This window comes from Variovorax sp. RCC_210, assembly GCF_041355175.1.
GTDB lineage: Bacteria > Pseudomonadota > Gammaproteobacteria > Burkholderiales > Burkholderiaceae_C > Variovorax.
Genome location: NZ_JBFUPJ010000003.1, coordinates 192,483 through 218,663 on the forward strand (window position 1 = coordinate 192,483; position 26,181 = coordinate 218,663).

Genomic DNA, 26,181 nt, shown 5'->3' on the forward strand with positions numbered 1-26,181 from the left:
GGCTCAGTCGCGCTGCGGCATGCCCGGCAGCCGCAGCGCCTGGTCCCCTTCGGACTCGGCCAGCAACGGCCCGCGCCTGAAGACGCCGCTCACGCGCAGCACCGTCTCGCCGTCGGCCTGCACCAGGCCTTGCGAGAACACGAGGTTGCGCGTGACCTTCAGCACGTCGGCACGCCCCTGCACCCAGCTGCCCTTGGGCGCGATGGCCAGGAAGTCGGTCTGCAGGCTGATGGTGGGCAGGAACTGGCGCGGAATGTCGGCCTGGTACTGCGCCGCCGTGGACACCAGGATGTCCGCGAAGGTGCACAGCATGCCGCCATGGCAGCCGCCGCCCGGGTTCACGTGCTGCGGCCCCACGCGAAAGCCCATCAGCAGATGGTCGTCGTGCCAGCGCGCGTAGAACGGGCCGTTGTTCAGCGCGAACACGCCGCCCAGTTCGACGCGCTGGAAGCCTTCGGGCGGCGGTGCGATGTCTTGGTTCATGCGGTTCGGCGCAGGGCCGACCAGGCGGCCTGCAGGGTGTCGCGATGCTCGGGCGCCGCGATGGCGATCAGTGCCTCGGCGCGCGCGTCGAGCGACAGGCCACGCAGCTCGGCCACGCCGTGCTCCGTGACCACCGCGTCGGCCAGGTGGCGCGGCAGGGTGCACAGGCCCTGGTCCGTCAGCGCGGGCACGATGCGCGACACCGTGCCCTTGCGCGCGGTCGCGGCCAGGCAGATCAGCAGCCGGCCCCCGCGCGAAGCCTGCGCCCCCAGCGCGAAGGCGGGAAGGCCGCCCGCACCGGCCTGGATCACGCCGCCGGCGCGCTCCGCATTGACCTGGCCGAACAGGTCGACCTCGATCGCCGAGTTGATCGCCACGAAGCGCGGAATGGCCGCGAGCACGGCCGGGTTGTGGGTGTGGGCCACGTCGCGCACCGAGAGCGTCGGTAGCCGCGTGGCGAAGTCGTGGAAGGCCGCATCGCCGAGCACCACGCCGGTGGTGACGGGCGCGCTGGTGTCGAGCGCGCCCGCTTCCCACAGCGTGCGCAGCGCGCTCGACACCAGCCCGCCATGAAAGCGCAAGCGCCTGTGCGATGCCAGCGCCCGGCCCAGCGCGAGCGGCACCGAGCCGATGCCGAACTGCAGCGTGTCGCCGTCGCGCACCAGCGCCGCGGCATGCGCGCCGATGCGTTGCTCGGTGTCGCCGGCCGGAGCTTCGGTGAACTCGAGCAGCGGCGTGTCGGCCTCCACCGCCGCGTCGATCTTCGAGATGTGCACGCGAAAACCGCCCTGCGTGCGCGGCATGCGCGGGTTGATGTGCGCCACGCGGCGGGCGGCGCGCGACCACACCAGCGGCAGGAAGTCGCCCGTGAGCCCGGGGCTGCACCAGCCTCCGGCATCGGGCGGCGTGAGCTGCGCGATGGCCACGTCGGGCGGCGCGCTGTCGCGCAGGTGGCGGGTGATGCCGATGTAGTCCAGGCCCAGCAGCTCGGCCCGGCCCTGGGCGATGCCTTCGCGCACCGCGCGCGACATGAAGAACGCAGCCAGCCGCGCTTTCGGGTGAAGTGCAAGGTAGTCGGCGCGGTCGATGCCCGGAAACTGCACGCCCGTGAAGGTGACGCCGCTCGCGCGCTCGGGGTCTGCCTGCAGTTCGCTTTGCAGCAGTGCCGATTCATTGCTCAGCGTGGGCACGAACACGCGCAGGCCGGGGCGCAGCGCGTCGGTAAGGCGCGGGGCGCTCATGCGGCGCTCCAGCGCTCGATGCGTGCGGTGCCGGCCATCAGCTCGCCGCCGCCCTCGGCACGTGCGCTGAGGTCGTACACGGCCTGCGCGCCTTCCATCCGGGCCAGCCTGGCCTCGAGCTGCACGGTGTCGCCCAGCTTCGCCACGCCGGTGAAGCGGGTCTGCAACGCACGCACGCTGCCCGCGCCGAAGTGGCTGCTGCACAGGCGCGCCGTGTAGGCCATCGTGAGCATGCCGTGCACCACCGGGCGGTCGAAGCCCGCGGCCTGCGCGACGGTCGGGTCGAGGTGCAGCAGGTTGTGGTCGCCGGAAGCGGCGGCGAACAGTGCCAGGTCGAGCGAGCTGACGGGGCCGCACGTCAGTTCGATCTGCGCTGGGTAGGTGGCAAGGGTCATGACGGTTGCGGCGCGTTCACCGCGTTCACTGCATTCACCACATTCCGCACCAGGATGGTCTGCCGGCTGGTCGCGACAGGCGTGCCGCCGACGCGGTAGTGGGTGTCGACCACGATGAAAGTGAAGGCGCCCGCCTTCTTGTCATGGATGTCCGTGACGGTGCGGCTGACCTCCACGCTGTCGCCCACATGCACGGGCGCAAAGTGCTCGAAGGCCTGCTCCGCGTGCAGCACGCCGCGCAGCGGCACATCGAGCAGGTTCATCAGCTGCGCGCTGCTGAAGTGCTCGCCTTCGATCGCCTTCAGAAAGGTGGGTGGCACCGGGCATGCCGGGTGCCCGGCCGCGCGTGCGGCCTCGGCGTTCCAGTAGACCGCATCGGTCTCCCCGGTGGCCTCGCAGAACAGCTTCACGCGCCACGCGTCGACGGGCACCGTGGTGGGCGCGGTCTTCAAGCCGATGCGGCTGCGGTCGGTCATGCGCCGGCTTGCGAGAGCGCGGGTTGGAGGCGCGACCAGGCATTGCGCGCGTCGCTGTCGAAGGTCGGCACCAGCGTGTCGCGCTCGGCCCAGGCCTGCGTGAGCGGGCCGCCGCTCCATGCGGGCGTCACGCCTGCCAGGCAGGCCGCCACATCGATGAAGGCCGGATCGCCGGCGGCGGGCGACGCGGCATAGCGCACGGCGGCTTGCGCCTGCGCGGGCAGCGTCGCGCCACGCAGGCGTTGCAGCACGCTGGTTTCCTCGACGCTGCGCCAGGGCAGCGACCACAGGCGCGCGGCGAGGCTGGCCATCGCGGCGGCCGCTGCGTCGTCCGCATTCACGATCTCCAGCACGCGGCCGTACGGCCCAGCCGGCGACAGCACCGCCACCGGCAAGCCTCCGCTGTCAGGCGATGGCGCCTCGTCGAGCACGCGCAGCGCGATGCGCGTACGCCGGCCTTGCGTGTCGGTCAGCTCCAGCGTATCGGCCGGCAGGGCAAGGTCGGCCGCCTGCGGCAGCTTGACCTTGGCGAGCGCGTCGGTCCATGCACGGCGTGCCGCGCCGATGGCACCGACGCCGATGTGCTCGATGCGCAACTTTTCCGGCGCCGCCAGTTCGCGTTCGGCCCGCAGGCGCTCCAGGAACAACGTACGCACCATGTTGCCCGCCACCGGGTTGAACATGAGGCGCAGGAATTGCGTCATCTCCACATCCGTCGCTTCCGACAGCGGCAGCCGCGCGCCCTTGAGCACGCTGTCGACGATGGCGCTGTACGCGGGGTAGAGCGCGAAGTCCGCTTCGGCCACGCCGTGGCGCAGCGCAATGGCGCGCGCCGTGTCTTCGCTCCACGCCGGCACATCGGCCTGGGCGAGCCGCGCGAACTTGGCGTTGGCGTCGTAGGGCTTGCCATGCATCGCGCGTGCTTCGGCCTTGGCCTTGTCGAGCAACTGTGCCGCGGGCACCGCGCGCGCGAAGATGCCGAGCCGCACCGCGTCGGCGGGCGCAATCGAGCGGCCGCTCAGCAGCATGTCCATCGCCGGCTCGAAGCCTGCCAGCCGCGGCAGACGCTGCGTGCCGCCAGCGCCGGGCAGCAGGCCCCAGCGCACTTCGGGCACGCCCAGCTGGGTGCGCGGCTCGTCGGTCACGAGCCGCACGCGGCAGGCCAGTGCCAGCTCCAGCCCGCCGCCCAGCGCAATGCCGTTGACGGCCGCGACCCAGGGCTTGGCCGAGGCTTCGAGCCGCACGAACTGGCGGCCGAGCCGGCCGCACAACGCGAACATTTCCTCGCGTGTGCCGGTGCGCGCGCGGTCGGTAAAGCCGCGCACCATCACCAGGTCGGCACCTGCCAGGAAGCTGGTCTTGGCCGAGGTGACGACCACGCTGCGCACCGCGTCGTCGCTGTCGGCACGGTCCATCAGCGCATCGAGCGCGTCCATCAGTTCGGCCGAGAACACGTTCATCGAACGACCCGGCATGTCAAGCGTGGCGACGAGCACGCCGTCGGCGTCGAGCGCGGTCTGGATCAGCGTTTGCACGTAGGGGTCTCCTGCGGCGCGCTCAGACGAACTTCTTGAAGTCGGGCTTGCGGCGCTCGTTGAACGCCTTCACGCCTTCCTTCGATTCGTCGGACTGGTAGTAGTGCTTCACCGTCTGGATGCCCAGGAAGCCGATGCCGCGGATGTTCTCGGTGTCGGCATTGAACGAGCGCTTGGCGATGGTGAGCGCGGTCGGGCTCATCTCGTTGATTTCCTTGCACCACTGCGTGACCTCGGCGTCGAGCTGGTCGTGCGGCACCACCTTGTTGACCAGGCCCATCTTCTCGGCCTCGGCGGCGGTGTACTTGCGGCACAGGAACCAGATTTCGCGCGCCTTCTTCTCGCCCACGATGCGCGCGAGGTAGGCCGTGCCCCAGCCCGGATCGACCGAGCCGACCTTGGGGCCGACCTGGCCGAAGGTGGCCTTCTCGCTGGCAATCGTCAGGTCGCACATCGTCGCGAACACGTTGCCGCCGCCGATCGCGAAGCCCTGCACCTTGGCGATGGACACCTTGCGCAGGTCGCGCAGGGCGGTCTGCATTTCCTCGATGGGCATGCCGACCGTGCCGCGCGGGCCGTACAGGCCGTCTTCGCTCAGGTGCACCTTCTGGTCGCCGCCGGTGCAGAAGGCCTTGTCGCCGGCACCCGAGAGCACCATCACGTTGGCGCTCTTTTCCTCGTCGGCGCGGCGCAGGCCGTCGATGAGTTCTTCCAGCGTCTGGTTGCGAAAGGCGTTGTACACCTCGGGCCGGTTGATGGTGATGTTCACCACGCCGTCGCGCACTTCGTAGAGGATGTCCTTGTACTGCTTGCTCATGTCGCTTTGCTCCTGTGCTTTGTCTGTTGTTCGGTGAATGGATCAGCCGTGCATGCTCAGCCCGCCCGAGACGCTGATGGTCTGGCCGGTGATGAAGGCGGCGTCGTCGCTGGCCAGGAAGGCCACCAGGCCCGGGTAGTCGTCGGGCACGCCGATGCGCCCCAGCGGCACGCCGCGCACCATGGCGTCGCGAATCTTCTGGCCTTGCTCACCGGTGCCGACGAAGGCATCCATGGCCGGTGTGTCGGTCGGGCCGGGGCACACGGTGTTCACGGTGACGTTGCTGCGCGCCACCTCGCGCGCCAGCGCCTTCGCGAAAGCGATGGTCGCGCCCTTGCAGCCCGAATACACGACCTCGCCGGTGGAGCCCACGCGGCCCGCGTCGGACGCGATGTTGACCACGCGGCCGCTCTTGCGCGCAGCCATGCCCTGTGCCACGGCATGCGTCATGTGCAAGGGGCCGAACCAGTTGATGGCCGTCACCTTCTTCCAGAACGCCTCTTCGGTCTTCAGGAAGGGCATGGGCGTGTCCCAGCCGGCGTTGTTCACCAGGATGTCGGTGCCCGCGGCGGTCGTGTCCTCGAAGCGCTTCACCGCGGCGGTGACCGCGCCGTAGTCGGTGATGTCGCAGGCCACGGCCACGGCCTTGCCGTCGGCCGCCTCGATGGCCTTGACGGTGTCGCCGGCGCCGGCCTCGTTGATGTCGAACACGCCGACCGTCACGCCTTCGGCCGCCAGCCGCAGCGCAATGGCGCGGCCGATGCCGCTGCCCGCGCCCGTCACGATGGCGGTCTTGCCTTTGAGTCCTCGCATGGGGATGTCTCCTGTGGAAAAGGGAAAAACGAGAGAAGAAAAAGCGGTGCGGTCAGGCGCCGTGGCGCCCGATGATCGACACCGCGCAAACGTTCTGGTGCGGGTGGCCGCCCAGGTTCTCGGTGAGGCCGAGGTCGACATGCTTCAGCTGCCGCTCGCCCGCGCGGCCCTGCAGCTGCAGGTACACCTCGTAGACCATGCGCAGCCCCGAGGCGCCGATGGGGTGGCCGAAGCACTTCAGCCCGCCGTCGGTGCCGATGGGCAATGCGCCTTCGCGGTCGAACACGCCGTCGAGCACGTCGTGGATCACGCGGCCAGGCGCGCTGAAGCCCAGGTCTTCCATCGTCACGGCCTCGGCGATGGAGAAGCAGTCGTGCACCTCGGCCATCTGCAGTTGGCGCCGCGGCTCGGTGATGCCGGCAGCGGCGTAGGCGCGCGCGCCGGCCGTACGCGCAGTGGCGATGTGGGCGCCGTCCCAGTTGCTGAAGCTGGCCTCTTCGCCATTGCTTACGGAAACTTCCAGCGCCTTGATGGTGACCAGTTGCGCATCGGGCCGCAGCGCGCGCGCGATCTCCGGCGTCGTCAAAATGGCGCAGGCCGAACCATCGCTCACGCCGCTGCAGTCGTACAGGCCGAGCGGCGCGGCGATGGTCATCGCCTTCAACACGTCTTCTTCGGAGATCTTGTTGCGCAGGTGCGCCTTGGGGTTGAGCGCGGCGTTGGCGTGGCTCTTCACCGAGATGTGCGCCATCGCGCGCTTCAGGTCGGCCATGGGCGCGCCGTGCTTCGCGGCATAGGCGGAGGCCAGTTGCGCGAAGGCGCCGGGCGCCGTCGAGTTGGGCAGCCACAGGTCGTTGGCCACGCCGCGCGTGCGCACGGGCAGGCCGCCGTAACCGGTGTCCTTGAGCTTCTCGACGCCGAGCGCCAGCACGATGTCGTAGGCGCCCGACGCCACTGCGTACGCCGCGCCGCGCAGCGCCTCGGTGCCGGTGGCGCAGGCGTTTTCCACGCGGGTGGCGGCAATGCGTGGCAGGCGCAGCGCCTGCGCGAGCGGGCCGGCGGTCTTGCCGACGTTGTTCTCTTCGAGGCACACGCCGAACCAGGCGGCCTCGATCTGCTTGAAGTCGATGCCGGCGTCGGCCACGGCCTCGTTGAAGGCCTCGAGCATCAGGTCTTCGGGGCCGCAGTCCCAGCGCTCGCCGAAGCGGGAGCAGCCCATGCCGAGGATGGCGACCTTGTCGCGGATACCGGTGGCCATCAGCGTGCTCCCGTCGTCGAAAGCGAAAGCGAAGGCGAAGACGCAGTTGCACGCACCGGCGTCGCCTTCCAGAAATAGCGCCGGAACCCGCGCTGGTGGTCGAACTCCTTCACGCGGTAGACCATGCGCAGCGGCAGGCCCACTTCGAGCTCGCCCACGTCGGTGTCGGTGAACTCCATCAGCACGCGGCCGCCGCCCTCGAAGTCGATGTGGCCGAATTGGAAGGGCGGGTCGGGCGTGTAGCCCAGGAAGTCGGTGGTGTGCGACATGACGCGGGCCGGTGTGTCGGCGAGGTAGGTGGGTGCCTGCGTGTCCTGCGCGCGGCACTCGGGGTTCACGCACAGGCGCGCACGCGGAAACTGCACCGTGCCGCAGGCGCTGCAGCGGCCCGCCTCGAAGCGCGAGGCGCGCGCGTGGTCGCGCCAGGCGGCGGTGAGTGCGGTCTTGTTGTCCATCTCGGCGCGCATGCCCCAGGCAAGGTCGATCTGCCGGGTGAACGACAGGTACTTCATGTAGCTGGTTTCGGCGTGGCCTTCGTCGGGCACCGGGCCGGGGCACGGCACGCCGGTGCGGCGCAGCAGCAACGCGTCGCAGCCGCTGCCGAAGGCCGCGACCAGCACCAGCGCGCCGGGCGCCGCCGCGCGCAGGGCGATGTCCAGCATGGCGAGCGGCTGCGCGCAACCCAGGTCGCCCACGCTGTCGTGCTCGGCCGAGACCAACGCCGCGGGCGCGATGCCGAGCTTTTTCGCGACCGCATCGTTGATGCGCGCGAGCGGCGCGGGCATGGCGAACTGGCCGATGTCGCCGGCCGACACGCCGCCGTCCTTCAGGCATTGGCGCAGCGTGGCGACCGCGATCTTCATGTAGCCCTCGTCGCGCACCCAGCGTTCTTCCCAGCCGTATTCGTGGTCCTCGCCGGCCTGGCGAAAGTGGTCGACCAGGTCAGCGTGCGTGCTGGCGCTGGCCACCAGCGTCGCGATGGCGGCGCCGCTGCCGACCAGTGCACCGGCCGCGCCGTCGCCGAAGATCATTTCCTGCGTGCTGGCGGGGCGCGCGACGCGGCGCTCCGACGCCAACAGCATCTGCGCAGCGGTGTTCGCGGGCCGACGCAGCGCGGCAGCCAGCTCGGTGAGCGCGGCGCGTTGGCTCGAGGCGGTGTCGCGCAACACCGCGTCGGGGGCGATGCCGAGCGCGGAGGCCACGATGCCGGCGTTCAGGCGTTCGGCGAAGGGCAGGGTGGTGGAGGCAAGTGTCAACTCCGCGACAGCCGCATCGGGCGATGCGGCGCGAAGCTGGCGGGCGGCTTCGATGGCCATCGTCACGCTGTCTTCGTCCCAGTTGGCCATGGCGCGCCGGCCCTTGGCGAGCGACTTCAGGCCGGGTGCCATCCAGCGGTGCTGGGCCAGCACGTCGCCGCGCTCCAGGCGCAGCCGCGGCACGTAGCGCGTGGTTGCCAGCAGGCCGAATTCGTTGCGTTCTTCTGTCATGGATATTCGCTTCGGCGCGCCGGCCTGCTGTACATCATCATGTGGCACATGGTACGCTAGCGCACGATATTTCTGCAAGCCGGATTCGAGACGGTGGACAGGGGTTTACCCTCGACGGCGGCGAAAAAAGGAGACAGACGTGAGCAAGCTTCTGGAAGGCAAGGTGGCCCTGGTCACAGGCGGCGGCCGCGGGCTGGGGCGTGGCATTGCGCTGGCCATGGCGCAAGCCGGCGCCAAGGTGGTGGTGAACGACCTGGGCGCATCGCTCGACGGCCAGCTCGACCACGAGCGGCCCGCCGACGAGGTGGTGGCCGCCATCAAGTCGATGGGCGGCGAAGCCATCAGCGACGGCGGCTCGGTGAGCGACTGGAATGCTGCCGCGAAGATGGTGGAGGCGGCCGTCGATACCTTCGGGCGCATCGACATCGTGGTGAACAACGCGGGCATCCTGCGCGACGTGATGTTCCACCGCATGAGCGAGCCCGAGTTCGACGCAGTGATCGCTGTGCACCTGAAGGGCAGCTTCAATGTGAGCCGCGCGGCGGCGCCGCATTTCAAGGCGCAGGGCAGCGGCGCCTACGTGCATATGACGTCGACCTCGGGCCTGATCGGCAACTTCGGCCAGGCCAACTACAGCGCGGCCAAGCTGGGTATCGTCGCGCTGTCGAAATCGATCGCGCTCGACATGCAGAAGTTCGGCGTGCGCTCCAACGCCGTCGCGCCCTTTGCGTGGACCCGCATGATCGACTCCATTCCCAGCGAAACGCCCGAGCAGAAGAAGCGCGTAGAGGGGTTGAAGAAGCTGGTGCCCGAGCGCGTGGCGCCCTTCGTGGTCGGGCTGTGCGCCGATGCCGCGAGCGACGTGAGCGGCCAGGTCTTCGGCGTGCGCAACAACGAGATCTACCTGTTCAGCCAGCCGCGGCCGATTCGCAGCGCGCACTGCGGCGAAGGCTGGACGCCCGAAGGCGTGCTCGAAACCGCGCTGCCGATGCTGCGCGCCTCCTTCTTTCCGCTGGACCGCTCGGGTGACGTGTTCACCTGGGACCCGGTCTGAGCGGCATCCCTTCAAACGTTGTCCACACAGAGGAACCACGCATGTCCGCACAGAAGAAAGTGATCATCACCTGCGCCGTCACGGGCGCCATCCATACGCCGTCGATGTCGCCGCACCTGCCAATCACGGCGCAGGAAATCGCCGATGCCGCGGTGGGCGCGGTGGAGGCGGGCGCCGCCATCATCCACCTGCACGCGCGCGACCCGGTCACCGGCAAGCCCGACCAGCGGCCCGAGGCCTTCGTGCCGTTCCTGAAGGACATCAAGGCGCGCAGCGACGCCGTCATCAACCTCACCACGGGCGGCTCGCCCTACATGACGGTGCAGGAACGCATGATGCCGGCCAAGGTGCTCAAACCCGAGGTGGCGTCGATGAACATGGGCACCATGAACTTCGGCCTGTTCCCCATGCTGGAGCGTTTCAAGGAGTTCAAGCACGACTGGGAGCGGCCCTACCTGGAAGGCAGCAAGGACCTGATCTTTCGCAACACCTACGGTGACCTGGAAACGGTGCTGACCGAGCTGTCGGCCAACCAGACGCGCTACGAGTTCGAGTGCTACGACACCTCGCACCTGTACAACCTGGCGCACTTCGTCGACCGCGGGCTGGTGAAGGCGCCGTTCTTCGTGCAGACGGTGTTCGGCATCCTCGGGGGCATCGGCAGCCACCCGGACGACGTGATGCACATGAAGCGCACGGCCGACCGGCTCTTCGGCGCGGACTACCGCTGGTCGGTGCTGGGCGCCGGGCGCAGCCAGATGCCCATTGCCGCCATGTCGGCCGCCATGGGCGGCAATGTGCGTGTCGGGCTGGAAGACAGCCTGTGGATCGGCGCGGGCAAGCTCGCCGAATCGAACGCGCAACAGGTGCGCAAGGTGCGCGAGATCATCGAAGGCCTGGGCCTTGCGGTGGCCACGCCCGCGGAGGCGCGCGAAATCCTCGCGCTCAAGGGCAAGGACGCGGTGGCGTTCTAGTTCCGGTTGCGTCGAAGACGGCACGCCTTGCCCTCGGGTTCGCCATCCGAGGGCCTTTGGTGCTCGCCGCGCTTGCACCATTTGCGCCGGGCAGTTGGTGCGCCGCTAGAATGTACGCATCATTACAGTAAAAGGTCGTCGGCATACGGCGGCCCACGAACCCATGGCAACTGAAGCGCACTCGATCGACTGGGAGCTGCGGCTCGGTTTTCTGATTCACGACGTGTCCCGGCTGCGCCGCAGCGCATTCGACCGCTGCCTGAAGCCGCTGAACGTGACCCGCTCGCAGTGGTGGGTGCTGGCCTACCTCTCGCGCGAAGACGGCATGACGCAGTCGCAACTGGCGGAGGAACTCGACCTGGGCAAGGTGGCCGTGGGCGGCCTGATCGACCGGCTCGAAAAAACCGGCCTGGTGCGCCGCGACGCGGACGCCAGCGACCGCCGCGTGAACCGCGTCTTCCTGGAACCCAAGAGCAAGCAGCTCATCGCCAAGATGCGCAAGGTGAGCCACCGGCTGAACGAGCAGATTCTGGACGGCCTGACCGATCCCAAGCTCGAAGCGGCCGCCACCACGCTCGACGCCATGAAGCGCAACCTGCTCACCTACCTGCAGTCGTCCGAGATCTGACCGGAGAAAAAGGCGCTTCTCACATTTGGTGAGCGGCGCGTGTGATCGCTTTCCCGGGGTTTTCCAGGGGCCCGCGGGCTTGCGATAGTTTGTCATCCAACGTATCGTACGGTAGTGAACGATATTCACCGCCGAGGAGACACCTGGACATGACGAACAACGCATTCGACCCCGCTGCCCATGCCCGTGCCATGCGCGCCGCGGGTTACTGGCTCGACAAGACACCCGACGACTTTCTGGCCGCCTCCATCGACCGCACGCCCGACAAGGCGGCCCTGGTGGGTTACCGCGCCGACCGGAGCGAGCCGGTGCGCCTGAGCTACCGCGAACTCGGCGACAAGGTGGCGCTGGCCGCGGGTGCTTTGCGCGGCCTGGGCGTGCAGCCCGGCGACGTGGTCGCGGTGCAGGTGCCCAACTGGTGGGAGTTCGTCGTGGTCTCGCTGGCCTGCGGGCGCATCGGCGCGGTGGTCAACCCGCTGATGCCGATCTTTCGCGAGCGCGAACTGGAATTCATGCTCGGTTTTGCCGAAGCCAAGGTGCTGGTGGTGCCGGCCATTTTCCGCGGCTTCGACCATGCGGCCATGGCCGCCAGCCTGAAGGGCCGGCTGCCCAAGCTGCAGCAGGTGCTGGTGGTCGACGGACAGGGCGACGACGCCTTCGACCGCGTGTTGCTCGGCGGCACGGTGCGGGTCGAGCCTCCTGCCATGGCGTCGCGAACGCCTTCCGTGCTGCAACCAGGCGATCTCTCGGTGATGATGTTCACCTCCGGCACCACCGGCTCGCCCAAGGGCGTGATGCACACGTCGAACACGTTGCTGGCCTGCAACCGGGCCCTGTCGGAGCGCTTCGGCCTGACGACCGACGACGTGCTGCTGGCCTGCTCGCCGGTCGGCCACATGACCGGCTACGCCGCCGTGATGATGCTGGGCATCTACCTGGGCTCGACCGTGGTGTTGCAGGACATCTGGGACGGCAAGCGCGGCGTCGCGCTGATGGCCGCCGAAGGCGTGACCTACACCGCTGCCTCCTCGCCCTTTCTCTCCGACATCTGCAATGCCGTGGCCGAAGGCGCGCCGCGCCCCGACCGGCTGCGCGCCTTCCTCTGCGGCGGCGCGCCCATTCCGCCGGTGCTCATCGAGCGTGCCGCACGCGAGCTCGACCTGAAGGTGTGCTCGCTCTGGGGCATGACCGAGTCGCTGTCGAGCACGCTGACCGAGCCGTCGCGCGCAGCCGATAAGTCCGCCAGCACCGACGGCCGCGCGCTCGACGGCGTGGGCATTCGCATCGTCGACTTCGACGGCAAGCCGCTGCCGCCGGGGGAAACCGGGCGCCTCATGGTGCGCGGCGCGCAGATGTCCCTGGGCTACTACAAGCGCCCCGACATCGCCACCTACGACGCCGAGGGCTGGTTCGACACCGGCGACCTCGCCTACATGGACGCCGAGGGCTACATCCGCATCAACGGCCGCACGAAGGACGTGCTGATCCGTGGCGGCGAGAACGTGCCGGTGGTGGAGATCGAGGCGCTGCTGTACAAGCACCCGGCCGTGGCCATGGCCGCCATCGTGGGCTTTCCCGATGACCGCCTGGGCGAGCGCGCCTGCGCCTTCGTGGAGCTGCGCCCTGGCGCCACGCTCGACCTGGCGGACGTGCAGGCCTACATGGAAGCCTGCAAGGTGGCCAAGCAGTACTGGCCCGAGCGTGTCGAGGTGCTCGACATGGTGCCGCGCACGCCCAGCGGAAAGATCCAGAAGTACCTGCTGAAGGAGCGGGTGAAGCACTTCCGCATCGACAGCCCTGCCGGCGCCTGAGCCTGCCTGCCGGGCCGTCCCCTGGCTTGCCCCGAGGTTGCCCCGACGACCTCCGCCGCCGCGGCACGGGAAAGTACCAAGGTTCTGTACAACATTATGCGGTAGCGTACGGTATGCATCAAGGCCAAGACCGACGACAACAGGCCCGGATGCCTGCGCAGCCCTGCCTTCCCCTTGCGATGCGCTGGCGCACGCTGCTTCCGACTCTCGACCTCTGACCCCTGGAACGACCTTGAGCACTGCCGGAACCTCCCTCTCACAGAGCGCCGCCACCGGCGGCCTCGCGCTGTCGGTCGAAGGCGTGGACCTTCGCTTCGGTGGCATCCACGCGCTGCGAGGCGTGTCCTTTGCCGCCGCGCCGGGGCAGGTCACCGCCGTCATCGGCCCCAACGGCGCCGGCAAGACCAGCGTGTTCAACACCATCTCGGGTTTCTACCGGCCCGCGGCCGGCCGCATCCTGCTGGGCGACGAAGACATCACCCACACGCCCGTGCACGCACGCGCCGGGCGCGGCCTGGCGCGCACCTTCCAGAACATCGCGCTGTTCCGCGGCCTCACGGTGCTCGAGAACGTGAAGCTCGGCGGCCACCACACCATGCAGGCCGGCGTGTTCTCCGCGCTCGTCTACGGCCGCGCCGCGCGTGAGGAAGAGCTGCGCCTGCGCGCCGAGGTGGAGCGCAAGGTCATCGACTTCCTGGAGATCGACCATGTGCGCCACCTTTCGGTCGACGTGCTGCCCTACGGCCTGCAGAAGCGCGTGGAGCTGGCGCGCGCGCTGGCCATGCGCCCGCGCGTGCTGTTGCTCGACGAGCCCGTGGCCGGCATGAACCGCGAGGAGACCGAGGACATGGCCCGCTTCATCCTCGACGTGCAGGAAGAGTGGGGCGTCACCGTGCTGCTGGTGGAGCACGACATGGGCATGGTCATGGACATTTCCAGCCACGTGGTGGTGCTCAACTTCGGCCAGGTCATCGCGAGCGGCACGCCCGCCGAGGTGCGCCGCCATCCCCAGGTGATCGAGGCCTACCTCGGCGCGGAAAGCGAGGCCCTGGCATGAGCGAGTTCCTGGAATACAGCCTGCTCGGCCTGCTGTCGGGCGGCGTCATGGCGTTGATTGCGCTGAGCTTCGTGCTCATCTACAAGGGCACGGGCGTCGTCAACTTCGCGGTGGGCGAGGTGATGATGCTCGGCGCCTACATCTATTACGCGGGCGCCGTCACCTTCGGGCTGCCGCCGTGGGTGGCCTTCGCGCTGGCGCTGGCGGTCATCGGGGTGCTGGCCATCGCCATTGAGCGAGCGGTGCTGCGGCCCCTGTCGGGCCAGCCGGCGGTGGCGGTGCTGATGGCCACCATCGGCATGGCGAGCATCGTGCACGGCGGTGTCGAGGCGGTGTGGGGCGGCGACACGCTCTCGCCGCCCACGCTGCTGCCGCGCACGCCGCTGCTGCTGGGCGAGGTGCTCATTCCGGGCACGGTGCTGGGCAACTTCGCGGTGGCGGCGGTGCTCATCGGCGGCTTCCTGGCTTTCTTCCGCTATTCGAAGACCGGCATCGCGCTGCGCGCCACGGCGAGCGACCCGGTCACCGCGGCCACGCTGGGCATCAACATCAACTACGCGCAGCGGCTCACCTGGCTGCTGTCGGGCCTGGTCGGCACCTTCGCGGGCGTGCTCATCGCGAGCTCGGCGGGCCTGTCGCCGCTGCTGGCATCTGCCGCGCTGAGCGTGTTCGCGGCCATCATCCTCGGCGGGCTCGACAGCATCCTGGGCGCCATCGTGGCGAGCTTGCTGATCGGCTGGGTCGAATCGGTGTCGGCCGGCTACCTCGGCGGCAAGTCGCGCGACGTGGTGCCCTACGTGGTGGTGCTCGCGATCCTGGTCGTCAAGCCCTACGGCATGTTCGGCACCCGCACCATCGAGAGGCTCTGACGTGAGAACCGGTGTCTTCCATGAAAACTTCGCCTCCGAGGAGCGCCTGTGGGACTCGCCCACCTCGCGCACCTGGATGGCCGCCTTCGTGCTCTCGCTGTTCACGCTGCCGCTGTGGGGCAGCGACTACGTGCTGGCCATGGCCTGCATCGTCGGCATCCACGTGATCGCCGCGCTGGGGCTCAACCTCACGACCGGCAACGCGGGGCTCATTTCGCTGAGCCACGGGGCCTTCATCGGCGTGGGCTGCTACACGGTGGCGTGGCTGGGCAAGCAGGGCGTGCCCTTCTACATCGCGCTGCCGGTGGCGGGCTTTGTCGCGGCCTTCCTGGGCGTGATCGTGGGCCTGCCCAGCCTGCGCGTGAAGGGCCTGTACCTGGCCATTGCCACGCTGGCGGCGCACTTCATCCTCAGCTTCGTGTTCCGCGAGTGGGACACGCTCACGGGCGGGGTGTCGGGCACGTCGATTCCGCGCGCCAACCTTTTCGGCTTCGAGCTGGTGGGCGACCGGCGCAACTTCTACCTGATCTTCGTCTGCGCCTTCGCCATGGCGGTGGCCGCGCGCAACCTGGCGCGCACGCACATCGGCCGGGCCTTCGTCGCGGTGCGTGACCGCGACATTTCCGCCGAGATACTGGGCGTGCACCTGCTGCGCACCAAGCTCACCGCCTTCGCCATCGGCGCGTTCTACGCGGGCGTGGCGGGCGGGCTGCTCGGGTACTTCTACGGCTCCATCACGCCCGACTACTTCGTGCTCACCCTCTCGGTGTTCTACCTGGCCGCCGTCATCGTGGGCGGGCTGGGCACGGTGCTGGGCAGCGTGCTGGGGGCGGTGTTCATGACCTTCGTGCCCGAGGGGCTGCGGCTGCTGGCGTCGGTCAGCTCGCAGGCCTTTCCGGGCGTGGCCGGGTTGCTGCTGCCGATGGGGCAGGTGGTGTTCGGCCTGCTGATCATCGTATTCCTCATCTTCGAGCCGCACGGGCTGGCCGCCATCTGGGCCCGCGTGCGCCGCACCTTCCACCTCTGGCCGTTCAAGACCTGAGGCCGCACCCAGTCCGCTTCTTCCCGCAGCAAAAACAGGAGACAAACCATGACCGACTTCATCCGACGCAAGCTGGTGCAGGGCATTGGCGCCGCCGCCACCATCGGCCCCTTCGCGGGCGGCGCCGCGTTCGCGCAGGCGCACAAGGGCGACATCGTGATCGGCGCGGCCCAGCCCATCACCGGCGTCTTCGCCTTTGCCGGCCTGGCCATGAACAACGGGCTGGCCGACTACGTCGAATGGAAGAACGCCAACGGCGGCATCGCCGGCCACAAGCTGCGCTACGTGGCCGAAGACAGCGGCTTCAAGGTCGACCAGTCGGCCGCCATCTTCAAGAAGATCATGGCCAGCGAGAAGCCCTCGTTCTTCTACTGCGACGGCACGCCGTCGGTAAAGGCCGTGGCGCAGGACGCCATCGCGTCGAACCACGTGATGACATCGTCGACCTCGCTCGCCATTTCGGTGGCCGACCCGGTGAAGATGCCGCACCACTTCGTGCCCGGCGCCACATACCCGCGGCTGCATGAAATCCTGATGGAGCACATCGCGCGCACCTCGCAGGGCGCCGCCGCCAAGCCGCGCATCGCCTACGTGTACGCAGACACCGAGTTCGGGCGCGACGGCATCCCCGGCGGCAAGGCGCGCGCCGAGAAGCTGGGACTGCCCATCGTGGCCGAGATCGTCACCAAGCAGTCGGGCGTGGACGTGACCACCGAGGTGGCGCAGCTGCGCCGGGCCAAGCCCGACATCGTGATCTTCCAGGGCTACATCCTCGCGCCCATGCCGGAGTTCGTGCGCCAGATGCGCGAGGCCGGGCTAAACCCGCAGATCATGGGCACTGCCTGGGGCCTCGACAAGCCCGCCTACGACGCACTGGCCGCGCTGGGCGTGCGCCTCACGGGCGTGAGCATGTACCGCTACGGCCACGAGACCGATTCGCCCATGATCAAGGCCATGCGCGACCACGCGGCCAAGGCCCGGCCCGACATGAAGTTCATCTCGCCCTTCTACGTGTCGAGCTGGCTGTCGGGCATGGTGTTCGGCGAAATCGCAGAGCGCTGCCTGAAGGCCAACAAGCCGCTGGTGCTGCCCAACATGAAGGCGGCGCTGGAGTCGATGAAGGACTGGGACAGCGGCGGCGTCTCGGGCCTGCTGGTCGACATCAGCAGCCACCAGATCCCGGCCGGGCGCATGTACGCCTACGACCCCGACAAGAAGACGATGGAGCCGGCCGGCTCGTGGATCAAGGTGTGAGATGACGGCGGCGCTGAGCATCGAGAACATCGAGGTCGTCTACAACCACAGCGTGCAGGCGCTGCGCGGCCTGTCGATCGAGGTGCCCGACGGCAAGATCGTCGCGCTGCTGGGCTCCAACGGCGCGGGCAAGACATCGACGCTGAAGGCCGCCTCCGGCGTGCTGCCCTTCGAGAAGGGGCGCATCGCCGCGGGGCGCATCGGCTTCTTCGGCGAAGACATTGCCGGGCGGCCCGCCTACCAGCTGGCGCGCCAGGGCATGGCCCACGTGCGCGAGGGCCGCCACATCTTCGGCGACCTCACGGTGGAAGAAAACCTGGTGGCCGCCGCCAACGCCCTCACCGGGCGCGACAAGCGCGAGCGCGGCGACGTCGACCCCGAGCTGGTGTTCGGCTACTTTCCGCGGTTGCGCGAGCGCCGCAAGCAGGTGGCGGGCTACCTGTCGGGCGGGGAGCAGCAGATGCTGGCCATCGGCCGCGCCATCGTCGGCAAGCCGCGGCTCATATTGCTCGACGAGCCTTCGCTCGGGCTGGCGCCGCTGGTGGTGCAGGACATCTTCGGCATCATCGCGCGCATCAACCGCGAGCAGGGCGTGGCCATGCTGCTGGTGGAGCAGAACGCGCACGTGGCGCTGCGCGTGGCGCATGCGGGCTACATCATGGAAAGCGGGCGCATCGTGATCAGCGGGGAAACGTCCAAGCTGCTGGGCGACCCGGATGTGCAGCGCTTCTATCTCGGCAGCGATGGCGGGAGCGGAAGCGGCGCCGGTGCCGGCGAAGGCCACGTGAGCTTTCGCGACGTCAAACACTACAAGCGGCGCAAGCGCTGGTTGTCATGAGCAAGAACCCGTCCCCATCCTCCATTGATGCCTTGAAGGCCTTGCCGTTGCCGCAGCAACTGCTGCACTGGGCCGCGCACCGGCCCGATGCCGTGGCCTTGCGCCAGAAGGAGTACGGCGTGTGGCAGCCCATTAGCTGGTCGGCCTACGCGCAGCAGGCGCGCTGGTTCGGCCTGGGGCTGCTGCGGCTCGGCCTGCGGCCCGGCCAGGCCGTGGCCGTGCTCAGCGAGAACCGCAAGGAATGGGTGTTCGCGCAACTTGGCGCGGCGCTGGTGCGCGGCGTGACGGCCGGCGTGTACCCGACCTCGCCGGCGGAAGAAATAGAGCACATGCTCGCACTGTCGGATGCGCCCGTCATCGTGTGCGAAGACCAGGAGCAGCTCGACAAGGTGCTGTCCATTCGCGACCGGCTGCCGCACCTGCACACCATCGTGCTGATCGATTCGCGCGGCCTGCGGCGCTACGACCGCACCGGGATGATCGACTTCGACGAGGTGGTTGCGCTGGGCCGCAAGTTCGAGGCCGACGAGCCCGCGGTCGCTGCCGCCGCCACCGTGGGCCCCGCGCTGGACGACATCGGCCTCATCGTCTTCACCTCGGGCTCCACCGGGCGCCCCAAGGCCGCGATGATGAGCTGGCGCGGGCTGGGCACCGCCGCGCGCGGCCTCAACTCGGTGCTGGGTTGCCGCGAGGGCGATTCGCTGGTGTCCTACCTGCCGCTGTGCCACATGGGCGAGCAGATGTTCTCGCTGCACATTCCGGTGGCCTTCGGCGCGGTCGTCAACTTTGCCGAGAGCCTGCGCACCGTGCAGGACGACCTGCGCGAGCTGTCGCCGCGCATCTTCTTCGGCGTGCCGCGCATCTGGGAAAAGTTTCATGCGGCCATCCAGAACAAGCTGCGCGAGGCCGGTGGCCTGCGGCTGTGGCTGTACGAGCACGCCATGCGCTCGCTGGCGCACGGCGCCGGCGTGCCGCGCGCGCAGTGGAGCTGGCTGCAGCGTGCCCGCTGGGCCGTGTGGTACGTGCTGATACTGCGCTCGCTGCTCAACTACCTGGGCCTGCGCGGCTGCCGCGTGGCGGTGTCGGCGGCGGCGCCCATCGCGCCAGAGGTGCTGCGCTTCTTCCGCGTGCTGGGCGTGCCCATTCGCGAGGCCTACGGCATGACCGAGGCCTCGGGTGCGACCACCATGCAGCCCGGCGACGATTCGCCCGTGGGCACCGTGGGCGTGCCCTACCCGGGCGTGGAGGTGCAACTGGCGGAAGACGGCGAGATCCTGATTCGCGGCGAGGTCGTGTTCCGCGGCTACCTGAAGAACGACGAGGCCACGCGCGAGGCCATCGACGCCGAAGGCTGGCTGCACACCGGCGACATCGGCCGCTGGGAAGACTCCCCGTCGAAGAACGCACCGGCGGGCCGCGAGCTGCGCATCGTCGACCGCAAGAAGGACATCATGATCACCGCCGGCGGCAAGAACATCACGCCGTCGGAAATAGAGAACGCCATGCGCTTCTCGCCCTTCATCAAGGAGGCGGTGGCCATCGCGGACCGCCGGCATTTCGTTTCCGCGCTGATCCAGATCGACTTCGAGACCGTAAGCAAGTGGTCTGAAGAAAAAGGGCTGGTCTACACCACCTTCCGCAGCCTGGTCGAGCTGCCGCAGGTGCGCGAGCTGGTGCAGCGCGAGGTCGATACCGCCAACGCACGCATGCCGCAGGTGCAGCAGGTGCGCAAGTTCCACCTGCTCACCAAGGAGCTGGACCACGACGACGGCGAAGTCACGGCCACGATGAAGGTGCGGCGCAAGGCGGTGTTCGAGAAGTACGCGCAGGTCATCGAGGAGATCTATGTCTGAACACGAGGTATCAGACGACGGCGTGCGGCTCGAACACCCCGAGCCCGGCATCGCGCTGCTGCGCCTCGCGCGCCCGCGGAACCTGAACGCGCTGGGCGACGACACCGTGGCCGCCATGGCGCGGCTGCTGGAGCGCATCGGCGCCGATGCCGCCACGCGCGTGCTCATCCTCACCGGCGAAGGCAAGGGCTTCTGCGCCGGCTTCGACCTGGGCCTGGCGGCCGATGCGCCCGGCAGCGCGCAGCTGGGCGAAACCACCGCGTGGATGCTCCGGCAAGAGGCCTTCGCCTCGCTGGTCACGCGCCTGCGCGCCTTGCCGCAACCGGTGATCGCGGCGGTGAACGGGCCGGCCAACGGCGCGGGCCTGGGCCTGGCGCTGGCGGCCGAAATTCGCATCGCGGGCAGGTCCGCGAAGTTCAACGCCGCCTTCGTGCGAGTGGGCATGTCCAGCTGCGACATCGGTGTGAGCTGGCTGCTGCCGCGCTGCGTCGGCCTGTCGCGCGCCTTCGAGATCATGCTGACCGGCCGCATGGTCGACGCGGCGGAGGCCGAGCGCATCGGGCTGGTGTCCGAAACGGTGGACGACGCCGCGCTGCTGCCGCGCGCGCTCGACGTGGCGCGCGCCATTGCCGCCAACAGCGCCTTCGGCGTGTGGATGACCAAGCGCGGCACCTGGGCCAACGCCGAGACCGGCAGCCTGCAGGCCGCCATCGAGCTGGAGAACCGCACCCAGATCCTGTCGCGCACCACCGGCGAGCTGGCGCTTGCCGCCGAACAGCTGCTGGCGCGGCGCAAGCGAGGCGCCGACGGCCAGGGCAATGCCTGAAGACAAGGCGACTGAACACAGACGACAGACGCCATCGCAGAAGCCATCGCAAAGGAAAGTACCGTGCCCTATCAATCCATCTACCGCCCCGACCTTTTCGCGTGCCAGACCATCATCGTCACCGGCGGCGGCAGCGGCATCGGCCGCTGCACCGCGCACGAGCTCGCCTCGCTGGGCGCGCACGTCGTGCTGGTGGGTCGTTCCATCGAGAAGGTGGAGGCCGTGCGCGCCGAGATCGAGCAGGACGGCGGCAGCGCCGCCGCGCTGGCCTGCGACATCCGCGACGAGGCGGCGGTGGGCGCCACCATCGACACCGTGCTGCAGCAGCGCGGCCGGCTCGATGCGCTGGTCAACAACGCGGGGGGGCAATACCGCTCGCCGATGAAGTCGATTTCCACCAAGGGCTTCGAGGCCGTGGTGCGCAACAACCTCACGGGCGGCTTCATCTTCATGCGCGAGGCCTACAACCGCTACATGGAGGCGCACGGCGGCGCCATCGTGAACATGATTGCCGACATCTGGCACGGCTGGCCCGACATGGCGCACTCCGGCGCCTCGCGCGGCGGCATGCTCACGTTGAGCGAGACGGCCGCCTGCGAGTGGGCCGGCTCGGGCGTGCGCGTGAACACCGTGGCGCCGGGCGGCATCGCCTCCAGCGGCTTCGACACCTACACGCCGGAGGCGAAAGCGAAGATCCTGGAGTTCACCGATGTGGTGCCGCTCAAGCGCTTCGGCACCGAGGCCGAGGTGTCGGGCGCCATCGTGTACCTGCTGTCGCCGGCGGCGGCGTACATCACGGGAACGTGCATTCGCATCGACGGCGGCACGCCCAACCTGCGCAACAACTGGAAGCTGGAGCCCAGCAGCCGCAACCGGGCGTTCATGGGCTTTCACCGCGCCGAGTTGCCGGAGCTGCTGCGCCAACGCGACTGAGGGTTCGGGCTCAGGCCGTTGGCTCAGCGGCCTTCTGCGTCGACTGCTTTTCGGCGCGCAGCCGCAGCAGCGCGTAGACCGTGTCGATGGTCGGCGTGGGCGTCTGCGCCAGTTCGCGCATCGCCTCGATGGAGTCGAACAGCACACCGAGCTCCAGCGGCCGGCCGCGCTCCAGGTCCTGCAGCATCGACATCTTGTGGTCGCCCGCGTTGCGTGCCGCGGCAATGCGCTGCTCGATGCCGATGGGCGTGCGCTCCACGCCCAGGCGCTGCGCGAGCGCGTCGGCCTCGGTCATCATCGCGCGCACGATGGCCACCACCTCGGGCCGCGCGTTCATCTCCGACAGCGTGCCCAGCGTGAGCGTCGCGACCGGGTTCCAGCACAGGCTGCTGATCATCTTGGCCCAGATCCAGCCGCGAATGTCGGGCACCACGGGCGCGTCGAGCCCGCCCGCCTTCATGGCGTCGGCAAAGCGCAGCACGCGCTCGCTGCTGGTGCCGTCGGGCTCGCCCACCGGAAAGCGCGACAGCGCGCCGTCGTGGTGGATCACGCCCGGCGCCGTGACCTCCGAAGCCACCCAGTAGACGCAGCCGATCACGCGCTCGGGCGCCATCGCGCGCCACTGCAGGCCCTGTGGGTCGAGCCGTTCGATCTGCCGGTCGCGCAGCGCGCCGGGCAGGCCGTGAAAGTACCAGTAGGGAATGCCGGTGGTCGGCGGCAGCACGGCGGTGTGCGGGCCGAGCAGCGCGTGCACGCCCCCGAGCGCATCGGCCACCTGGTGCGACTTCAGCGCCAGCACCACATAGTCTTGCGGGCCCAGCGTGCGCGGGTCGTCGGTGGCCTGCACGCGGGCGCGCAGCGTGCCGCGCGGCGACTCCACCGCCAGCCCGTTCGCGCGAATGGCCGCCAGGTGCGCGCCGCGCGCCACCACGCTCACCTGAACACCGTCGGCCTGCGCCAGGTGCGTGGCCAGGTAGCCGCCGATGGCGCCGGCGCCGTAGATGCAGATCTTCATGTCGGACCTCGTCTGGCTTCAGTTGGCTTTTCAGTTGGGCCTCAGTTGGGTGTTAGCACCGCGCCGCCGCACACCGAAATGACCTGCCCCGTCACGTACTGCGACAGGTCCGTCGCCAGGAACTCGAGCACGCCCGCGCAGTCTTCCACCTGGCCCAGCCGGCGCAGCGGCACCTTGGCCGCCTCGGCGTCGGTGCCGATGCCGCGCGCTGCCGCCTGCGCCGCCACGCGCGCGGTCAGCATCACGCCGGGCGCCAGGCAGTTGGCGCGAATGCCGTGCGGGCCCAGCTCGGCCGCCAGGTAGCGCGTGTAGTGCGTAACGGCCGCCTTGGCCGCGGCGTAGACCGCGAGCAGCCCCTGGTTGTAGGTGGTGATGCCCGACTGCGAGGAGATGTTGACGATCACCCCGCCGCCCTGCGCCTTCATCAGCGGGGCCACGGCCTGGCAGCAGTGCACGGTGCTCATGAAGTTCACGTCCAGCAGCAGGCGCGTGTCTTCCTCGGGCGTGGCCGAGGCGTGGCTGCGCTCGGCGGGCGTGATGGCGCCGCCCGCGTTGTTGACCAGGATGTCGATGCGCCCGAACGCCTCGTGTGCGGCCTGCACCGCGCCGAAGGCCGCGTCGCGCCGCGTCAGGTCGGCCTGGATGCCCAGGCCGCGCCGGCCCAGCTGTTCGACTTCGGCCGCCACGCTGGGCGCACCCAGCCGTTCGCCGAACTCGGCGGCGCCATCGAGGTTGAGGTCGACGATGGCGACATCGGCGCCCAGCGAAGCCAGGCGAAGCGCATAGGCGCGGCCCAGGCCGCGTGCGCCGCCGGTGACGAGGGCGGTCTTGCCTTGGAGTTTCATGCGGGTGTCCTTGTGGGAAGCGTGGGAGGCGTGGAAGGCGTCGAAGCGGGTGAACCTGGAGAAGGCAGCGAAGGCGGCGACGGATCAGCGCTCGCCGCAGCGCCGAGATAGGCCTGCCGCAGCAGCGCGCTGTGCTGCAGCTCGGCGGCGGGGCCGTGGCCGATCACGCGTCCGTTCTGCAGCACGTAGGCGGTGTCGGCGATCTGCAGCGCGCGCTCCACCATCTGCTCGACCAGCAGGATGGCGGTGCCGTCGCGGCGCAGTTGCACCACCGCGTCGAGCAGCTGGTCGATCACCGAGGGCGCGAGGCCCAGCGAGGGCTCGTCGAGCATCAGCAGCCGCGGCGCGTGCATCAGCGCCTGCGCCACGGCGAGCATCTGTTGCTGGCCGCCCGACAGAATGCCGGCGCGCGCGCCCTGGCGCTCGTGCAGCACCGGAAACAGCGTGAACACGCGCTCGAAGCGCAGCGCCACCTCGGCCTTCGGCAGCTTCGCGCCCCACAGGCCCAGCTGCAGGTTGTCGCGCACCGATTGCGCGCGAAACAGCCGCCGGCCTTCGGCCACGTGCAGCAGCCCGCGCCTGACGATGCCGGCCGGCGACACGCCCGCGATGCGCTGCCCGTCGAACAGCACCTCGCCCTCGGTCGCGCGAAGCAGGCCCGAAAGCGCGCGCAGCAGCGTCGACTTGCCCGCGCCATTGCTGCCGACCAGCGCCACCAGCCCGCGCGCCGGCACGTCGAGCGACACGCCTTCGAGCACGCTCACTCGGCCGTAGCCGGCGTGCAGGTTGCGCACCTGCAGAAGCGGGGGCGGGACGGGCGCCGATGCCTCGGAGGCTGCGGAAGCATCGGAGGTATCGGCTACAGCGGCGCTCATCGCGCGCCTCCCGTGCCTTCGCGGCCCATGTAGGCGCGCTCCACTTCGGGGTGGCTGAACACCTGCTGCGGCGTGCCGGCCGCCAGCACCTGGCCGCGGTCGAGCACTGTCACCGAGCGGCTGATGCGCGCGATCAGCTCCAGGTGGTGCTCCACCACCAGCACCGTGGTGCCGAGCGCGGCAATCGCCTCGATCAGCGCGCCCAGGCGGTCCAGCTCGTCCATCGACAGGCCGGCCGCCGGCTCGTCGAGCAGCAGCAGCGACGGGCGCCCGGCTATGGCCCGTGCAATTTCCACCAGCCGCTGCTGGCCGTGCGGCAGGTCGCCGGCCAGGTCGTCGGCGCGCTCGGCCAGGCCGACGAAGCGCAGCAGCGTCATCGCGGCGGCGGAGCCGTCGCGTTGGTCTTGCCGCGCGCGCGGCAGGCCGAAAAGAATCTCGAAGGCGCTGGCCCGCTCGCTGGCGAAGCCGCCCAGGCGCACGTTGTCGCGCACGCTCAGGTCGTGCAGCAGCTTGGGTGTTTGAAAGGTGCGCCCCACGCCCAGCCGCGCGATGCGGTGCGGCGCGCGGCCCGACACGTCGGTGCCGCCTATGAGCACCGCGCCGCTGTCGCTGCGGATGAACCCGCTGATCACGTTCAGCGTGGTCGTCTTGCCCGAGCCGTTGGGCCCGACCAGCGCGTGCGTGCTGCCCGCCTCGGCCACCAGCGCACAGCCCTGCAACGCGGCCACGCCGCCGAACTGCTTGTGCAGGCCTTGCACGGCCAGCGACAGGCGCTGCACCGGCGGCGCCTGCACGCCCGGCGCCGGCGCATCGCTTTCAACCGGGCGCCTGCGCCAGCGCTGCCACACCGGCATGCCCATGATGCCGTGCGGCGCGAACACCATCAGCACCAGCAGCACCACGCCGTAGATCAGCAGGCGCCAGCTCTGCAGCGGCCCCAGCAGCTCGGGCAGCAGGAAGAACACCAGCGTGCCCACCACCGGCCCCCACAGCCGCCCCAGCCCGCCCACCACGATGATGAGCAGGAAGAAGATCGAGAAGTCCGCCGTGAAGTCTTCCGGCGTGATGACCGTCTTCTGCACCGCGTAGAACGCGCCCGCCAGCCCGGCCAGCGCCGCGCTCACGGCAAACGCGAACAGCTTGATGCGCAGCAGCGACACGCCCGAGGCCGTGGCCGCCAGCGGGTTGTCGCGCGCCGCCACCATGCCGCGGCCATAGCGCGAGCGGCTCAGGTTGCGCACGCCCAGAAAGGCGAGCACCACGCAGGCCGCCACCGCCAGGTACACATCCACCGGCCCCAGCACATGCGCACCGATGGCCGGCGGCGGAATGCCCACCAGCCCCGAGAAGCCGCGCGTCAGGCTGCGCCACTCCACCAGCAGGTCGGTCACCACCTGCGCGAAAGTCAGCGTGACCAGCGCGAAGTACCAGGTCGACAGGCGCAGCGCGGGCAGCGCCATCACCAGCCCGGCCAGCGTGGACACCGCCATGCCCGCCAGCGCCGCGAGCCAGAACGACCAGTGCGCGTCGATCATCAGCAAGGCCGTGGTGTAGCTGCCCACCGCCACCAGCGCGCCGTGGCCCAGAGACACCTGGCCCGCGTAGCCGGTCAGCAGGTTCAGGCCGATGGCCACCAGCATCATCACGCCGGCCTGCGTGGCCATGAAGAGAATGAAGTCGCCGCGGAACCACAGCGGCACCGACAGCGCGGCGAGCACGGCGGCCACGGTGGCGAGGCGGCCGGCCCAAGGGCGCACGGGTGGTGCCGTTGCCAGCAGGGCAGACGTGGTGGTGTTCATCGC

At 69.5% G+C, this 26,181-nt stretch carries 25 protein-coding genes; 12 read left to right on the forward strand and 13 right to left on the reverse strand.

The genetic code is table 11. The features are described from left to right. Window positions 1-3: 3 nt before the first annotated feature. From AB6807_RS12945 to AB6807_RS12985, 9 genes are read right to left on the reverse strand one after another with little or no spacing between them, the layout of a single operon-like run. Complete coding sequence (locus AB6807_RS12945) at window positions 4-483, reverse strand: PaaI family thioesterase (protein WP_371084872.1); 480 nt, start codon at window positions 481-483, stop codon at window positions 4-6. After that, the gene (locus AB6807_RS12950; RefSeq protein WP_371084873.1) at window positions 480-1,724 is read right to left on the reverse strand and encodes an acetyl-CoA hydrolase/transferase family protein; all 1,245 of its coding nucleotides are present in this window, start codon (window positions 1,722-1,724) and stop codon (window positions 480-482) included. The genes AB6807_RS12945 and AB6807_RS12950 overlap by 4 nt, the downstream gene beginning before the upstream one ends. Beyond that, window positions 1,721-2,119, reverse strand: a complete 399-nt coding sequence (locus tag AB6807_RS12955; RefSeq protein ID WP_371084874.1) for a MaoC/PaaZ C-terminal domain-containing protein — start codon at window positions 2,117-2,119, stop codon at window positions 1,721-1,723. Before AB6807_RS12955 ends, AB6807_RS12950 begins: the two co-directional genes overlap by 4 nt. Further along, window positions 2,116-2,595: a MaoC family dehydratase N-terminal domain-containing protein gene (locus tag AB6807_RS12960; protein WP_371084875.1), complete on the reverse strand. Its 480-nt coding sequence runs from the start codon at window positions 2,593-2,595 to the stop codon at window positions 2,116-2,118. Before AB6807_RS12960 ends, AB6807_RS12955 begins: the two co-directional genes overlap by 4 nt. Further along, window positions 2,592-4,130, reverse strand: coding sequence for an enoyl-CoA hydratase-related protein (locus AB6807_RS12965; protein WP_371084876.1), 1,539 nt, complete (start codon window positions 4,128-4,130; stop codon window positions 2,592-2,594). Before AB6807_RS12965 ends, AB6807_RS12960 begins: the two co-directional genes overlap by 4 nt. A 22-nt stretch (window positions 4,131-4,152) precedes the next feature. Then, a complete protein-coding gene (locus tag AB6807_RS12970; protein ID WP_295173488.1) occupies window positions 4,153-4,947 on the reverse strand; it encodes an enoyl-CoA hydratase-related protein in 795 nt (264 codons plus the stop codon). A gap of 42 nt (window positions 4,948-4,989) precedes the next feature. Then, window positions 4,990-5,760: a glucose 1-dehydrogenase gene (locus tag AB6807_RS12975; RefSeq protein ID WP_371084877.1), complete on the reverse strand. Its 771-nt coding sequence runs from the start codon at window positions 5,758-5,760 to the stop codon at window positions 4,990-4,992. A gap of 52 nt (window positions 5,761-5,812) precedes the next feature. Beyond that, window positions 5,813-7,018, reverse strand: coding sequence for an acetyl-CoA acetyltransferase (locus AB6807_RS12980; protein WP_371084878.1), 1,206 nt, complete (start codon window positions 7,016-7,018; stop codon window positions 5,813-5,815). Next, window positions 7,018-8,505: a 3-oxoacyl-[acyl-carrier-protein] synthase III C-terminal domain-containing protein gene (locus AB6807_RS12985; protein WP_371084879.1), complete on the reverse strand. Its 1,488-nt coding sequence runs from the start codon at window positions 8,503-8,505 to the stop codon at window positions 7,018-7,020. The genes AB6807_RS12980 and AB6807_RS12985 overlap by 1 nt, the downstream gene beginning before the upstream one ends. Window positions 8,506-8,644: 139 nt before the next feature. Between AB6807_RS12985 and AB6807_RS12990 the strand changes: the two genes are divergently transcribed. The 12 genes from AB6807_RS12990 (at window position 8,645) to AB6807_RS13045 (ending at window position 21,644) form a co-directional block, all read left to right on the forward strand. After that, window positions 8,645-9,559, forward strand: coding sequence for an SDR family NAD(P)-dependent oxidoreductase (locus tag AB6807_RS12990; RefSeq protein WP_371084880.1), 915 nt, complete (start codon window positions 8,645-8,647; stop codon window positions 9,557-9,559). Between the two features lie 41 nt (window positions 9,560-9,600). Continuing rightward, window positions 9,601-10,533, forward strand: a complete 933-nt coding sequence (locus AB6807_RS12995) for a 3-keto-5-aminohexanoate cleavage protein (protein ID WP_371084881.1) — start codon at window positions 9,601-9,603, stop codon at window positions 10,531-10,533. A gap of 163 nt (window positions 10,534-10,696) precedes the next feature. Beyond that, on the forward strand, window positions 10,697-11,161 hold the full coding sequence (locus AB6807_RS13000; protein ID WP_295173501.1) for a MarR family winged helix-turn-helix transcriptional regulator: 465 nt from the start codon (window positions 10,697-10,699) through the stop codon (window positions 11,159-11,161). A 149-nt stretch (window positions 11,162-11,310) separates the two neighbouring features. After that, the gene (locus AB6807_RS13005) at window positions 11,311-12,972 is read left to right on the forward strand and encodes an AMP-binding protein (RefSeq protein ID WP_371084882.1); all 1,662 of its coding nucleotides are present in this window, start codon (window positions 11,311-11,313) and stop codon (window positions 12,970-12,972) included. A gap of 232 nt (window positions 12,973-13,204) precedes the next feature. Next, the gene (locus AB6807_RS13010; RefSeq protein ID WP_371084883.1) at window positions 13,205-14,029 is read left to right on the forward strand and encodes an ABC transporter ATP-binding protein; all 825 of its coding nucleotides are present in this window, start codon (window positions 13,205-13,207) and stop codon (window positions 14,027-14,029) included. Next, the gene (locus AB6807_RS13015; RefSeq protein WP_295173507.1) at window positions 14,026-14,898 is read left to right on the forward strand and encodes a branched-chain amino acid ABC transporter permease; all 873 of its coding nucleotides are present in this window, start codon (window positions 14,026-14,028) and stop codon (window positions 14,896-14,898) included. The genes AB6807_RS13010 and AB6807_RS13015 overlap by 4 nt, the downstream gene beginning before the upstream one ends. Window position 14,899: 1 nt before the next feature. Next, a complete protein-coding gene (locus tag AB6807_RS13020; protein WP_371084884.1) occupies window positions 14,900-15,940 on the forward strand; it encodes a branched-chain amino acid ABC transporter permease in 1,041 nt (346 codons plus the stop codon). Between the two features lie 48 nt (window positions 15,941-15,988). Further along, window positions 15,989-17,194, forward strand: a complete 1,206-nt coding sequence (locus tag AB6807_RS13025) for an ABC transporter substrate-binding protein (RefSeq protein WP_371084885.1) — start codon at window positions 15,989-15,991, stop codon at window positions 17,192-17,194. Between the two features lies 1 nt (window position 17,195). Further along, the gene (locus tag AB6807_RS13030) at window positions 17,196-18,032 is read left to right on the forward strand and encodes an ABC transporter ATP-binding protein (RefSeq protein WP_295173513.1); all 837 of its coding nucleotides are present in this window, start codon (window positions 17,196-17,198) and stop codon (window positions 18,030-18,032) included. Continuing rightward, window positions 18,029-19,885 (forward strand): long-chain fatty acid--CoA ligase, encoded by a 1,857-nt coding sequence (locus AB6807_RS13035; RefSeq protein ID WP_371084886.1) that lies wholly within the window; start codon window positions 18,029-18,031, stop codon window positions 19,883-19,885. Before AB6807_RS13030 ends, AB6807_RS13035 begins: the two co-directional genes overlap by 4 nt. Then, on the forward strand, window positions 19,878-20,711 hold the full coding sequence (locus tag AB6807_RS13040; protein ID WP_371084887.1) for an enoyl-CoA hydratase-related protein: 834 nt from the start codon (window positions 19,878-19,880) through the stop codon (window positions 20,709-20,711). The genes AB6807_RS13035 and AB6807_RS13040 overlap by 8 nt, the downstream gene beginning before the upstream one ends. A 63-nt stretch (window positions 20,712-20,774) precedes the next feature. Further along, window positions 20,775-21,644, forward strand: a complete 870-nt coding sequence (locus AB6807_RS13045; protein WP_371084888.1) for an SDR family oxidoreductase — start codon at window positions 20,775-20,777, stop codon at window positions 21,642-21,644. A 10-nt stretch (window positions 21,645-21,654) separates the two neighbouring features. Here AB6807_RS13045 and AB6807_RS13050 read toward each other — a convergent pair whose 3' ends face one another. From AB6807_RS13050 to AB6807_RS13065, 4 genes are read right to left on the reverse strand one after another with little or no spacing between them, the layout of a single operon-like run. Further along, window positions 21,655-22,659, reverse strand: coding sequence for a ketopantoate reductase family protein (locus AB6807_RS13050; RefSeq protein ID WP_371084889.1), 1,005 nt, complete (start codon window positions 22,657-22,659; stop codon window positions 21,655-21,657). 41 nt (window positions 22,660-22,700) lie between these two features. Then, window positions 22,701-23,504: an SDR family NAD(P)-dependent oxidoreductase gene (locus AB6807_RS13055; RefSeq protein ID WP_371084890.1), complete on the reverse strand. Its 804-nt coding sequence runs from the start codon at window positions 23,502-23,504 to the stop codon at window positions 22,701-22,703. Then, complete coding sequence (locus AB6807_RS13060) at window positions 23,501-24,379, reverse strand: ABC transporter ATP-binding protein (protein WP_371084891.1); 879 nt, start codon at window positions 24,377-24,379, stop codon at window positions 23,501-23,503. The genes AB6807_RS13055 and AB6807_RS13060 overlap by 4 nt, the downstream gene beginning before the upstream one ends. Continuing rightward, window positions 24,376-26,178: an ATP-binding cassette domain-containing protein gene (locus tag AB6807_RS13065; RefSeq protein WP_371084892.1), complete on the reverse strand. Its 1,803-nt coding sequence runs from the start codon at window positions 26,176-26,178 to the stop codon at window positions 24,376-24,378. The genes AB6807_RS13060 and AB6807_RS13065 overlap by 4 nt, the downstream gene beginning before the upstream one ends. Between the last annotated feature and the right edge of the window lie 3 nt (window positions 26,179-26,181).

What these genes read in the sequence shown, in the direction of transcription:
- AB6807_RS12945 (WP_371084872.1), bottom strand. Translation starts at nt 483, where the DNA reads ATGAACCAAGACATCGCACCGCCGCCCGAAGGCTTCCAGCGCGTCGAA.
- AB6807_RS12950 (WP_371084873.1), bottom strand. Translation starts at nt 1,724, where the DNA reads ATGAGCGCCCCGCGCCTTACCGACGCGCTGCGCCCCGGCCTGCGCGTG.
- AB6807_RS12955 (WP_371084874.1), bottom strand. Translation starts at nt 2,119, where the DNA reads ATGACCCTTGCCACCTACCCAGCGCAGATCGAACTGACGTGCGGCCCC.
- AB6807_RS12960 (WP_371084875.1), bottom strand. Translation starts at nt 2,595, where the DNA reads ATGACCGACCGCAGCCGCATCGGCTTGAAGACCGCGCCCACCACGGTG.
- AB6807_RS12970 (WP_295173488.1), bottom strand. Translation starts at nt 4,947, where the DNA reads ATGAGCAAGCAGTACAAGGACATCCTCTACGAAGTGCGCGACGGCGTG.
- AB6807_RS12975 (WP_371084877.1), bottom strand. Translation starts at nt 5,760, where the DNA reads ATGCGAGGACTCAAAGGCAAGACCGCCATCGTGACGGGCGCGGGCAGC.
- AB6807_RS12980 (WP_371084878.1), bottom strand. Translation starts at nt 7,018, where the DNA reads ATGGCCACCGGTATCCGCGACAAGGTCGCCATCCTCGGCATGGGCTGC.
- AB6807_RS12985 (WP_371084879.1), bottom strand. Translation starts at nt 8,505, where the DNA reads ATGACAGAAGAACGCAACGAATTCGGCCTGCTGGCAACCACGCGCTAC.
- AB6807_RS12995 (WP_371084881.1), top strand. Translation starts at nt 9,601, where the DNA reads ATGTCCGCACAGAAGAAAGTGATCATCACCTGCGCCGTCACGGGCGCC.
- AB6807_RS13000 (WP_295173501.1), top strand. Translation starts at nt 10,697, where the DNA reads ATGGCAACTGAAGCGCACTCGATCGACTGGGAGCTGCGGCTCGGTTTT.
- AB6807_RS13005 (WP_371084882.1), top strand. Translation starts at nt 11,311, where the DNA reads ATGACGAACAACGCATTCGACCCCGCTGCCCATGCCCGTGCCATGCGC.
- AB6807_RS13015 (WP_295173507.1), top strand. Translation starts at nt 14,026, where the DNA reads ATGAGCGAGTTCCTGGAATACAGCCTGCTCGGCCTGCTGTCGGGCGGC.
- AB6807_RS13025 (WP_371084885.1), top strand. Translation starts at nt 15,989, where the DNA reads ATGACCGACTTCATCCGACGCAAGCTGGTGCAGGGCATTGGCGCCGCC.
- AB6807_RS13030 (WP_295173513.1), top strand. Translation starts at nt 17,196, where the DNA reads ATGACGGCGGCGCTGAGCATCGAGAACATCGAGGTCGTCTACAACCAC.
- AB6807_RS13035 (WP_371084886.1), top strand. Translation starts at nt 18,029, where the DNA reads ATGAGCAAGAACCCGTCCCCATCCTCCATTGATGCCTTGAAGGCCTTG.
- AB6807_RS13040 (WP_371084887.1), top strand. Translation starts at nt 19,878, where the DNA reads ATGTCTGAACACGAGGTATCAGACGACGGCGTGCGGCTCGAACACCCC.
- AB6807_RS13050 (WP_371084889.1), bottom strand. Translation starts at nt 22,659, where the DNA reads ATGAAGATCTGCATCTACGGCGCCGGCGCCATCGGCGGCTACCTGGCC.
- AB6807_RS13055 (WP_371084890.1), bottom strand. Translation starts at nt 23,504, where the DNA reads ATGAAACTCCAAGGCAAGACCGCCCTCGTCACCGGCGGCGCACGCGGC.
- AB6807_RS13060 (WP_371084891.1), bottom strand. Translation starts at nt 24,379, where the DNA reads ATGAGCGCCGCTGTAGCCGATACCTCCGATGCTTCCGCAGCCTCCGAG.
- AB6807_RS13065 (WP_371084892.1), bottom strand. Translation starts at nt 26,178, where the DNA reads ATGAACACCACCACGTCTGCCCTGCTGGCAACGGCACCACCCGTGCGC.